Annotated in this window: 13 protein-coding genes and 4 tRNA genes; 11 read left to right on the top strand and 6 right to left on the bottom strand. The window is 45.7% G+C overall.

Annotation, left to right across the window (positions count from 1 at the left end; genetic code table 11):
- The 5 genes from H595_RS0118600 to H595_RS0118580 all read right to left on the bottom strand — a co-directional run.
- On the bottom strand, positions 1–279 hold a 279-nt coding region (locus H595_RS0118600), incomplete at its 3' end, for a transposase (protein WP_027672274.1).
- 50 nt (positions 280–329) lie between these two features.
- Entirely contained in the window at positions 330–506 is a 177-nt protein-coding gene (locus H595_RS0118595; RefSeq protein WP_027672524.1) for a CsbD family protein, read from the bottom strand.
- A gap of 391 nt (positions 507–897) precedes the next feature.
- On the bottom strand, positions 898–1,398 hold the full coding sequence (locus H595_RS22885; protein WP_051219987.1) for a TlpA family protein disulfide reductase: 501 nt from the start codon (positions 1,396–1,398) through the stop codon (positions 898–900).
- Positions 1,399–1,424: 26 nt separating this feature from the next.
- Entirely contained in the window at positions 1,425–2,453 is a 1,029-nt protein-coding gene (locus tag H595_RS0118585) for a hypothetical protein (protein ID WP_027672523.1), read from the bottom strand.
- Positions 2,454–2,534: 81 nt separating this feature from the next.
- Positions 2,535–3,296 carry a hypothetical protein gene (locus H595_RS0118580; RefSeq protein ID WP_027672522.1) on the bottom strand — a complete coding sequence of 254 codons (762 nt, stop codon included), beginning with the start codon at positions 3,294–3,296 and terminating at the stop codon, positions 2,535–2,537.
- Between the two features lie 307 nt (positions 3,297–3,603).
- Between H595_RS0118580 and H595_RS0118575 the strand changes: the two genes are divergently transcribed.
- From H595_RS0118575 to H595_RS0118540, 7 genes are all read left to right on the top strand, one after another.
- On the top strand, positions 3,604–4,212 hold the full coding sequence (locus tag H595_RS0118575; protein WP_027672521.1) for a 50S ribosomal protein L25/general stress protein Ctc: 609 nt from the start codon (positions 3,604–3,606) through the stop codon (positions 4,210–4,212).
- Complete coding sequence (gene pth, locus H595_RS0118570) at positions 4,212–4,814, top strand: aminoacyl-tRNA hydrolase (protein WP_027672520.1); 603 nt, start codon at positions 4,212–4,214, stop codon at positions 4,812–4,814. Before H595_RS0118575 ends, pth begins: the two co-directional genes overlap by 1 nt.
- Positions 4,815–4,854: 40 nt before the next feature.
- The gene (ychF, locus tag H595_RS0118565) at positions 4,855–5,946 is read left to right on the top strand and encodes a redox-regulated ATPase YchF (RefSeq protein ID WP_027672519.1); all 1,092 of its coding nucleotides are present in this window, start codon (positions 4,855–4,857) and stop codon (positions 5,944–5,946) included.
- 183 nt (positions 5,947–6,129) lie between these two features.
- Positions 6,130–6,206 (top strand) — tRNA-Met (locus H595_RS0118555).
- A gap of 19 nt (positions 6,207–6,225) precedes the next feature.
- Positions 6,226–6,310: transfer RNA gene (locus tag H595_RS0118550), tRNA-Leu, on the top strand.
- A gap of 29 nt (positions 6,311–6,339) precedes the next feature.
- Positions 6,340–6,414, top strand: a tRNA-Gln gene (locus H595_RS0118545).
- Between the two features lie 64 nt (positions 6,415–6,478).
- A tRNA-Gln gene (locus tag H595_RS0118540) sits at positions 6,479–6,553 on the top strand.
- 290 nt (positions 6,554–6,843) lie between these two features.
- On the opposite strand, the gene H595_RS0118535 is transcribed toward H595_RS0118540, so the two are convergent.
- Entirely contained in the window at positions 6,844–8,022 is a 1,179-nt protein-coding gene (locus H595_RS0118535) for an FAD-dependent oxidoreductase (RefSeq protein WP_027672518.1), read from the bottom strand.
- A gap of 151 nt (positions 8,023–8,173) precedes the next feature.
- On the opposite strand from H595_RS0118535, the gene H595_RS0118530 reads away from it, so the two are divergent.
- The 4 genes from H595_RS0118530 to H595_RS0118510 form a co-directional block, all read left to right on the top strand.
- Positions 8,174–8,806, top strand: a complete 633-nt coding sequence (locus H595_RS0118530) for a peroxiredoxin-like family protein (protein WP_027672517.1) — start codon at positions 8,174–8,176, stop codon at positions 8,804–8,806.
- A 184-nt stretch (positions 8,807–8,990) separates the two neighbouring features.
- Positions 8,991–9,887 carry an N-carbamoylputrescine amidase gene (gene aguB, locus H595_RS0118520; protein ID WP_027672516.1) on the top strand — a complete coding sequence of 299 codons (897 nt, stop codon included), beginning with the start codon at positions 8,991–8,993 and terminating at the stop codon, positions 9,885–9,887.
- Complete coding sequence (aguA, locus tag H595_RS0118515) at positions 9,888–11,003, top strand: agmatine deiminase (protein ID WP_027672515.1); 1,116 nt, start codon at positions 9,888–9,890, stop codon at positions 11,001–11,003. It begins immediately after the preceding gene.
- A 237-nt stretch (positions 11,004–11,240) separates the two neighbouring features.
- Positions 11,241–11,484: transposase (locus tag H595_RS0118510; protein ID WP_156885929.1), on the top strand; the 244-nt coding region annotated here is incomplete at its 3' end.

Below are 11,484 nucleotides of genomic sequence, written 5' to 3'. Positions count from 1 at the left end.
AGGTTCGAAGGTGCTATTGCGGTCGCGCGGGACTTCCAGCTCTATTTCACCATGCACAGAGCGCACAGTTTTACTGGTTTTACCGTTGCGGGAATTACCGGTTTTTTTACCGGCCGGGTCATGTTTGGCGTAACCAAGATGGTGTTCCATCTCAGCTTCAAGGGCTCGTTCAGCAAGCTTTTTGGTCAACTGGCGCAATAGGCCTTGCTCGCCCATCAGATCTTCAGGAGATTTGCAGTCAGCTAACAGCTGATCCAGTAATTGGTCTGTAATTGGCATTCTTTATCCCTTCTAAGGAGTTAGATAGAATGCCACTTACACAGTTTTTTTTACAGACTCTTTTCCGCCTCTTCACGTGACATGCCATAACGTTCCTGCATCTTGCCGCAGAATCTATCGATACTCCCTTCTACCTGTTCTAAATCATCATCGGTTAGTTTGCCCCATTTTTCTTTTATGGCGCCGGTCATTTGCTTCCATTTACCTTCTGCAATATCGCTGTTCATACAACACCTCTCATTTAGACTGGTTGCACTTAGCAATGTAAAACTTAACATTGCCACTCATAAGGTATACAGCAATATTCACTCCAGAATTTAATTTAAAATATTATCAATAACTTAAAAGCAAACCTAACTTTAAACACCTTTACGATGACACCACAAACGGTAAATATTACCGACCAAGTTGCAATATGTTCGCATTGATATAAAAACGGGCCATTGTTTTGTTAAAAGCAGCTTAGAAAGCATTTAATCTGCCAGTGATTCTTAGCAAGGGTTGCTTTATGCTATTTCACACTGACAGCATCGTGCGCCTTATCAAACTCGCTAAATAGTAAAACACCCGATAACACTAGAGCACAACAACCCAACAATGCTTTTAATTTCATATAATTTATTTAGCCAGCTCTGCATTTAATACATCAACAATTGAATCAATAGATGACTCGCCATAACCAATTTTATGCAGTGCTACCTTTCCTGTTTTTCCAATTACAAATAACGAAGGTAAACTCTCTACACCATAAGCGCCACCAATTCGGCCTCGTTCATCATGAGTAAAAACCTTGTGGCTTGACGCTTCCGACAGCACCCTATGTAATTTACGATAACGCTTTTTATCTTCTTTAAAATTGACTGCCACCACCTGCATTGCGTCTGCACCAACTTGTTGCTGTATTACATCCAGCACCGGCATTTCTTGTAAACAAGGTGCACACCAGGATGCCCAAAACGACACGACAACCACTTTATCCTGATAGTTTTCCAGCAGCACATCATCACCCTGAATGGTCATACCCAGGTAGTTATCCGGCGCATCGCCAACGGCCGGCGCTGCAGCTTCTAGGTTAAGAGCCAGGCTAAGCGTAATGCCGGCCAATAGGTATTTAAGCATTGTATTTCCTCGTGAATTTTTAACCACTATGGCTGGTGCGTATCGTTCAGTAACGGCATTAAGGCTTCGAAACCGGCAGCAGCATAATCGCCTTTTTTCCAGGCTTGTTTAACTTTCTCTACCTCGGCTTCAACCTCAGGAATTAACTCAGGCTCGATCCAAACACCATAGCGACTGATATTTTCGGCACAATCGTATCTCGGGGTAACTGGTTCAGCCCATAGCACACTGCGTTCTAAACAAGGAATAATACCGATCTCAGCAGTACTAAATTGCAATTCGTCGCTTTCTCGGAAAAAACCAGGCTCTTGCTTTAGAGCAGCAACAACCCTGAAAGAATGAGGAGTGGATGACAAATGCGCCAAATAAGTCAAAGTTGCTAATGAAGGCCGAGCCAGCTCTTCGCGAACCATTTTAGCCGCAAGTAAACGCTCGTCATCAGATAATTTGATTACCTCAGATAAATGCAAACTTATTAGATATGCAGCTGCATCGGTAACACCATTCCTGAAGGATTTCGTAATCCAATAAAGAGACCTTTCCAACACTTGCTCATTATCGTAATTTATATCTTCAAAAAACTTGTAGTCAATATTTTGGAAGTTAGCACATTTTGCTACCTCTGACTTTAGTTGCTCTAACATATCAGCTTCAGCTTTTGATACTTCAGTGGCTAGCAATATACTTATCTCATCATCAACATCTATTAAGACCACTTGTTGACAATGTAAAAGCAGTCCAGCTAAATTTAGCTGGCTTACTCCATCACCAGCTCTAGCCCGATGCAGCAACTCTAGTGCCAGCGTATAATAATCGTCATACTGTTTTTGCAACTCACGCATTGATTGCTGCTGCTCGCCCTGCAGCAAGAATTCGATGGTGCCTGACGATGCACTGACCTGCTCTGGTTTAACGGTAACTAACGTTTGCACTGCGCCAATAGTTTGAACTGCTTCATCAGGTGACTCGGTATATGTGGAAGGTTCGTTAGTGGTAAGCGTAGTAATAGCGAATACTGCTACAACGATGGTGACGACCAGGTAAAAATACCGCATTTTAAAACCTTTTCTCTTTGCCTGAAAATCATAATATCGATTGCAGCTAATTGCGGACACGAGAAGTGTCCGCTACGTATATCATACAAATTTACAATGCACGCCTTCACCTTTAATCGGCTTTTGACACATAAGCGTGCTACCGCCAGAATTTACACCAGCAATAGTGATGCTGCCAGAAACGATTGTACCTCCACCTTCAGAACCCGCACCAGAACCGCCTGATGTGCCGCCTGAGTTACTTGCCCGTGACGATATATCTTTGCCATCTTTATCTTTGGCAGAGATTAATATAATCGCCGAACCTGCAGGGTTAGGTATAAGCACCACAATCACATCCCCGTTGGTAAAAGTTATTGTGGCTAAAATTGGCATAAGTGGTGAGAAATTTAAGAGTCTCATTTCCTTGCGCACATCCGAAACATAATATTCAGGCATTCCATCGTAGCTACCTGTAAGGTTAATATTAATTAATGTGGGGGTCTTTTTAACGCCATATTTCTCATAATCGACATACTCTGCGAACTGTTGCGCATGAAGCGTCTTGGTGCTTACAACTCTCGCATTCGACATCGAGATGCCCAGCTCTGGTTCATACAGCTCAAAGGTGTACACAGTTTCAACCACTTCGGTATTCATGTTGTATACCAGATGATAACCAGCGGTATTACTTTGTGCTTGAGTTTTAGCTTTTCGCTCAAAATCAGCAACGCTATAGCAAGTATCACACTGAATCAAGTTGGGTGCATCACGCGTACCCACTTCAGCAGCGAGTATTGCTGGTGCAGATAAGGTACAGACAAAAAGGCTTAATGTAGCAAGATATTTATTAACGACGTTCATATTTTACTCCTTTGTTACGAACGGCGCGCAATTCACCCCCCAAATGCATCAATTTCAAAACATTTCTGTAACACTTATCATCATAATAGACATTTATAAAATGATATCAGTAACTTAATTTTATAAAATTGACAGACGCTAACGAAAACCCCAAAAGGAGAAAGTCGTGGTTGGCTTTAAATAGAGTGGGCACGTCTTTTCATTTGCAGCTTCTGCATCCCGGTGGTAATATGTCGCGCCCTTGAAAAGGGCATCCTACCTGAGACTGGTCGCGAGTCTTGGGAAACCTATTATTTTGGAGCACATCATGTCTGATGCAATTTTTACTTTAGATGCAGAAGTCCGCACTGACGCGGGGAAAGGTGCGAGCCGCCGCCTACGTCACGAAGACAAAGTACCAGCTATCATTTACGGTGGTAGCAAAGCACCAGTTTCTATCACTTTAGAACATTCTAAATTGATAAAAGCACAAAGCTTCGAAGCGTTTTACTCTCACATTCTGACCATTAAAGTTGGAAAAGAAGACGTAAAAGCAATCGTTAAAGCTATGCAGCGTCACCCGTACAAGCCAAAAATCATGCACGTTGACTTCCAACGCGTTGAAGCTGGCCACGAACTGCACACAGTTGTTCCTGTTCACTTCGTAAATGAAGAAGCGGCAGTGAAGAAAGGTGGTGTAGTTGTTCACGCGGCTAACGAAATCGAAATCTCTTGTCTGCCAAAAGACTTACCAGAGTTTATCGAAGTTAAAATGAGCGACGTTGAAGTGGGTGCTCACCTGCACTTATCTGATCTTAAAGCACCAAAAGGTGTTACTTTTGTTCAGTTAGCGAAAGGTCACGACTTAGCGGTTGTTTCTGTGAACAAACCAGCTGGTAAAGCAGCTGATGCAGAAGAAACTGAAACTGCTGAGTAATGTCTGACACGACTCAGTCAACAGTCCAGTTGATTGTGGGCCTGGGTAATCCAGGCCCTGAATACAGCCAGACACGGCATAATGCCGGCGTCTGGTTTATTGAACAACTGGCGCGTCGCTTTAATGTCAGTCTGAAAAATGAACCGAAGTTCTTCGGTTATACCGGCAAATTTATTTGTGCCGGACAAGAATATAAACTTCTTATCCCCTCCACATTTATGAATCTTAGCGGTAAATCGGTGCTGGCAATGGCGCAGTTTTACAAATTAGCCCCTGAGCAAATACTGGTTGCACATGACGAAATGGCACTAGAGCCGGGTATTGCTAAGTTTAAACTGGGTGGCGGTCATGCTGGGCATAATGGCTTGCGTGATATTATATCCAGACTGGGTAATAATCAGAATTTTTACCGCTTACGCTTAGGTATCGGTCATCCTGGGCATAAAGATAAAGTTACCGGTTATGTTTTGGGTAAAGCCCCGGCTGGTGAGCAACAATTGATCGAACATACTATTGATGAAGCGGCGTCTTGCTTTGATATTTTGGCCAAAGATGGTCTTATCAAAGCACAAAACCGTTTACACAGTTTCAAAGCCAGCTAGACGCGGCGCAGATATTTACAGCACGTAAAGGATACTAATTATGGGTTTCAAATGTGGCATCGTCGGCTTACCTAACGTAGGCAAATCTACCCTGTTTAATGCGTTAACCAAGGCCGGCATTGAAGCCGCTAACTTTCCGTTCTGTACTATTGAACCCAATACTGGCGTAGTGCCGGTGCCAGACCTGCGTCTGGAAAAGTTAGCTGCCATTGTTAACCCGCAACGCGTGCTGCCAACCACAATGGAATTTGTTGATATTGCCGGTTTAGTTAAAGGCGCCTCTAAGGGCGAAGGCTTAGGCAACAAATTTTTAGCCAATATCCGCGAAACAGATGCTATTGGCCACGTTGTGCGTTGTTTTAACGATGAAAACATTATTCACGTTGCCGGCAAAATTGACCCTGCTGACGATATAGACACCATAAACATGGAACTAGTGCTGTCTGATATGGACAGTGCAGAGCGTGCTATCTTCCGCGTCAGTAAAAAAGCCAAGGGCGGTGACAAAGACGCTAAAGCCGAAATGGCCGTACTGGAAAAAGTAAAAGCTCATTTAGAAACTGGCGATACATTACGCCAGCTTGAACTGGATAAAGAAGAGAAAGCACTAATTGCTTATATGAACTTCTTAACCATAAAGCCGACGATGTACATTGCCAACGTGATGGACGACGGTTTTGAGAATAATCCCTATTTAGACATCGTCAGAGCCATTGCTGATAAAGAGGGTGCGATTGTTGTGCCTGTATGCGCTGCTATTGAATCAGAGATTGCTGAGCTTGAAGATGATGAGAAAGCAGAGTTTATGGCCGACATGGGCTTGGAAGAGCCTGGTTTAAACCGGGTGATCCGCGGTGGCTATTCATTATTGAACCTGCAAACCTATTTTACTGCAGGGGTTAAAGAAGTTCGCGCCTGGACTGTGGCTATTGGTGCTACCGCCCCACAAGCTGCGGGTGTCATCCATACCGACTTTGAAAAAGGTTTTATTCGCGCTGAAGTAGTGGGTTTTGACGACTTTGTGCAATTTAATGGTGAAGCCGGAGCAAAAGAAGCCGGCAAATGGCGTTTAGAAGGTAAAGACTACATCGTAAAAGATGGCGATGTAATGCATTTCCGTTTTAACGTTTAAGCCGTTTTGTTGTAAAAAAAGCCGTTGTTTGCCGACAACGGCTTTTTTATTGCCTGTGAAACCAGCGTTTTGCATATAAATTCAGCAAACGAACCAACAATGAATTTTAAACGCAAAAAAACGGTTGACGCTATAGGGGCAGTTCTGGATAATACGCGCCACTTGCTTAGGTCAAGTAATAGTGGCTACATAGCTCAGCTGGTTAGAGCACAGCACTCATAATGCTGGGGTCGCAGGTTCGATTCCCGCTGTAGCCACCACTTTACTTTACCTGTGCATGCGGGAATGGCGGAATTGGTAGACGCACTGGATTTAGGTTCCAGCGCCGCGAGGCGTGAGAGTTCGAGTCTCTCTTTCCGCACCACTTTTAAAGTGGTTGCACACAAGTTTTGCAGGGGCGTAGCCAAGCGGTAAGGCAGCGGGTTTTGATCCCGCCATGCGTTGGTTCGAATCCAGCCGCCCCTGCCATTAATTCAGTGGCCGTAGTTTTTTTAAATACCTTCCAAACGACGATCACACAACACGTTTCTGTAGGGGCGTAGCCAAGCGGTAAGGCAGCGGGTTTTGATCCCGCCATGCGTTGGTTCGAATCCAGCCGCCCCTGCCATTAAACAGAAAAACCCAGCTTTAGCTGGGTTTTTGCTTTTCTGGTTTAACCTCATTTTTCCGGTTACAACTTCTTTTATGCTCGCCGCAGCAACTCACAAATACTCACGTATTTGCTCAAACACTCTGCGGTTGCGCTAAAAGAGTTCTAACCTGCTTTGCAGATAAGGTTGGAACCCTGCAGCGCACAGCCACAGAGTGTCTGAGTCCTGCCGTAGGCTAAGGACGAGTTGCTGTGGCGAGCACTGTAGGTGTTGCAACCTTATTGCTTAGCTAAGCATTTTAGCCTGCCTATTCAGAACCAACAGCATAGCGCGCTACCAGTGTCTTCAACATTGTACTTCGCGCGGCCACACTTAATGCCAACTGGCGCAGCTTACGCAGCGGCGTATTGTCATTACCAAATACCTGATAAAAACCATCCATCGCGCTCATCATTAATAAGTTGGCTGGCTTACGTTTACGTTGATAGCGTTGCAGCAGCTGCGCACTGCCTATATCGCTGTTATGCCGTTTGGCGTCGATAATCAGCTCGGTTAGCAATTTGGCGTCCGCAAAGCCCAGGTTAACGCCCTGCCCCGCTAACGGGTTAATGGTATGTGCTGCATCGCCTGCCAGCACTACACGGCCGGCGAAGTAACGGTTAGCGTCCATTCGTGCCAAAGGAAACCAGCTGCTGGCCATCACCTCAACGTCACCTATAACGTTAGGAAAAGCTTTTACTAATTCTTGGGTCAATTGGGCAGGGTTAAGTGCAGCGAGCTGTTTAACTTTTGCTGCATCTTCATACCACACCACAGAGCCTTGCTGGCCGTTTAGCGGTAAAAAAGCTTTTGGCCCACTGGGCGTAAATTGCTGCCAGGTTACGTCTTGTTGTGGGTAAGGCGTTTTAACCAATGCCACTAAACACGCCTGCCGGTATTGCCAGCCATTGGTGCCAATACCCGCAAGTTGCCGTAACAGTGAATGCCCGCCATCCGCCGCCACAACCAGATCACTACTAAGTTGCTCACCGCTATCCAATGTCAGGATGGCGCTATCGGCTGTTTGCTCAAGTGCGGTAACAGAAGATGGACAAAATACTTGAACATTGCTACCCAACTGCTGCCATAGCGCCAGTTGCAAAAGATTGTTTTCAACAATATGGCCCAAGTGGCTGCGGTCAATATCAGCAGCATTGAAGGTAACTACACTCTGTGGATACTCAAACGCTTGCAAGCGCTGATACGGACACAATCGCATCTGTTGCAATGCCTGCCAGGCACCCAAATCGCTAAGCCAGGCTTCACTGGCAAGATTAACTGACGATACACGTAAATCTGGCGTACTTTGCGCATCAAAAGCGATTGGTGCAAGTTTCTCGATTAACGCCACCTGCAAACCCGCCTGGCTTAACGCCAATGCTATGGCGGCTCCCACCATCCCACCGCCAACGACGGTAATATCAAATTGCGAAGCTGTACTTGTCATAACGTTTTGTCTTCTTTGTAATTAAGCACATTGTACGTCAGGCGCACGGCAAAAAGAAAATGCCTGTTTTTTACTTAAAATTGAAAGCAAAACCGGCTAAGGTCTGTCTTTGTGGGTCTAACTATGTCGACAACAGCAACAGGGATCAACAATGAAAGCTTATCTTATAGTGCTTAGCGCTTTATTATTTAGTATTAAAATTCTAGCCGCTGCGGCCATTGCGCCATCCCCGGAGCAAGTTACCCCGCTCCTTAATGGTTTGAGCATTCCCGATGTTACGCTAACAACCGCAGATAATAAGGCCGTTAGCTTAAGGTCGCTGCTGCAAAGAAAACCTAGTGTGTTGGTATTCTACCGTGGTGGTTGGTGTCCTTACTGCAATGCTCAGTTAGCGTCGTTACGCGAAATTGAACCGCGACTTGCCCAATTAGGTTATCAATTAATTGCCATAACGCCTGACAGCGTTACTTCAATCAATAAAAGCCTAAGCGACACGGGTGGCCAAAAACTGAATTATACCCTGTTGTCAGACCATACCTTCAGTGCCAGCAGTGCATTTGGCTTGGCGTATTATCTGGATGATAAAACGGCAATGGCCTACAAAGGCAAGCTTGGTAGCTTAATTACCACTGAAGCAGGCACAGAAAAGGTAGTGCTACCGGTACCGGCGGTGTATATCGCCAATACCCAAGGTGACGCCGTATTTAACTATGTGCATATCAATTACAAAACCCGCTTAAACAGTGAATTGCTGCTAAAAGCGGCGGAGTTAGCGCTGCAATAATTTTACCGGCTTCAAGCCTTTTTTAGCCTGTTCACAGCGCCAGACACTGTAGCGGAATTTGGCGCTGTTTTTTTCTGATAAAAGCGTTGACGACAGCGCAAAAATACGGCATTTTTCGCGCCTGTTTGGCAAGTATCGTAAGGGATGCTAGCCTGTTGTTTTTACCCTCTGCTGGAGATAACAGATGCGTAATGTAACCGTTGCTGCAACACAAATGATTGGCGGCTGGAATGTTGACGAAAACATCGAACGCGGTGAGCGTCTGGTGCGTGAAGCGGCCGCTAAGGGCGCCCAGATTATCCTGTTGCAGGAGTTGTTCGAGCGCAATTACTTCTGTCAGAAACAAAAACCTGATTACTTAGCTTTTGCCACCACGGTGGCCGAAAACAAAGCAGTTGCACATTTTACTAAAATTGCTAAAGAGCTAAACGTGGTGCTACCCATAAGCATTTACGAGCGCGCCGGCAACTGCCTGTACAACAGCGTAGTCATTATTGATGCTGACGGCGAAAACCTGGGTACGTACCGTAAAAGCCATATCCCAGATGGCCCGGGCTATAGTGAAAAGTATTACTTCACGCCAGGCGACACCGGTTTTAAAGTGTTTGCAACCAAGTATGCCAACATTGGCGTAGGTATTTGTTGGGATCAATGGTTCCCCGAGTGCGCCCGCAGCATGGCATTAATGGGCGCAGAACTGCTGTTCTACCCAACTGCTATTGGCAGCGAGCCACACGACCCAACTATTAGCTCACGCGATCACTGGCAACGCACGCAGCAAGGCCATGCCGCAGCGAATTTAATGCCGCTAATTGCCTCTAACCGTATTGGTACTGAAACTGAAGGCGACTACCATATCACCTTCTATGGCAGTTCATTTATTGCCGACGAAACCGGTGCCAAGGTACAAGAAGCGAATGAAACTGATGAAGCCGTGTTGGTACACAGCTTTGATTTAGATGCCGTAGCCGCAACGCGTCGTGCCTGGGGTATTTTCCGTGACCGTCGTATTGATATTTATGGCACAGTACTCACTAAAGATGGCGACACGAAACAACCTGCTAAACAAGGTGGTAACTAAGTGGCCTTTACAACACTAAACAGCACGCCGCGTGCAGACGGCTTTAGTATGCCGGCTGAATGGGTAGCACATAAACAAACCTGGATGGTATGGCCAGAGCGTACCGACAGCTGGCGCTTAGGCGCCAAGCCAGCCCAACAGGCTTTTGTCCGTGTTATTAAAGCCATCGCAGGTTTTGAGCCGGTAACCGTTGGCGCTTCGGCAGCGCAGTATGCCAACGCGCTGTCACAGTTAACAGACGTAGCCACTACTTTTCCTATCCGGGTGGTAGAGATTTCTAATAATGACGCCTGGTGCCGGGATACCGGCCCTACTTTTGTCACTAACGCTAATGGTGACGTTCGCGGCATTGATTGGACTTTCAATGCGTGGGGCGGCTTAAACGGCGGTTTATACTTCCCGTGGGACAAAGACGACCAGGTAGCCAGCAAAGTGTTGGGTATTGAGCAACTGCCACGTTACCGCACTGAGGGTTTTGTGCTTGAGGGCGGGGCTATTCATGTTGATGGCGAAGGTACGCTGTTAACTACTGAAGAATGTTTATTAAACAGCAACCGTAACCCGCATTTAAACCGTGAGCAAATAGAACAACAGATGCGGGATTATCTGGGTATAGACAAAGTACTTTGGCTTACTGACGGTATTTTTAACGACGAAACCGATGGCCACATTGATAATATGGCCTGTTTTGTAAAACCGGGTGAAGTGGTGCTGGCCTGGACAGACGATGAAACTGATCCGCAGTATGCCCGCAGTAAAGCGGCTTTAGATTACTTAGAAGCAGCAACGGATGCCAAAGGCAGGAAAATTAAGGTACATAAACTCCCTGTACCAGCTCCGATTATCGCCAACGCTGAAGAATACGCCACCGTAGATGCAACAATGAGCGCTATTCCACGCGAAGCCAATGCCCGTTTGGCAGGTTCTTACATCAACTTCTACCTGTGCAATGGCGGCTTAATATTGCCTACCTTTGACGACCCAAACGATAAAGTCGCGGCAGATATTTTGCAAAGCCTTTATCCGGAGCACAAAGTTGTTACTGTACCCGGCCGTGAAATACTGCTCGGTGGTGGCAATATTCACTGTATTACCCAGCAACAACCTGCACGTTAAACCTTTCAGGCTGCTCTTAAAACAAGAGAGCAGCCTTTTACCCTAACTGACGAAATTCTTAGTTAAAGCGTAAATCCCTGTAATAAAAACAGGCAGGCTACTGCGGCATAAACAATTGTTATCGGTATAAAAAATAAAAATCAAACTAGGGCTTGTTGATCTTTCGAGATGGATTATTAGACAGCATGATGGGCTGGTACAATTACTTTCGCCAAAAACTAACCATGACAACCCATCATGCCAAGGACAATGTTAACAGACGAGTGCTGGTCAAAGCTAATCAGATTGATGCTTAAAACAGGCCGCATTTATGACAAACCGGAACACAGAAATACTTTCGAAGGCATTTTGTACCGGATGCGGGTCGGTTGCCCATGGCGCGATGTGCCAGAAACTTTTGGAGATTGGAGTGCCATCTACCGGCGTTTTAACTTGTGGTCTAAAAAAGGCATTCTGATGCAGCTATTCGCCGAGTTAAGGC

Source organism: Rheinheimera baltica DSM 14885, assembly GCF_000425345.1.
In the GTDB taxonomy this organism is placed as follows: domain Bacteria; phylum Pseudomonadota; class Gammaproteobacteria; order Enterobacterales; family Alteromonadaceae; genus Alishewanella; species Alishewanella baltica.
This window is presented reverse-complemented; position numbering and strand designations above follow the sequence as displayed.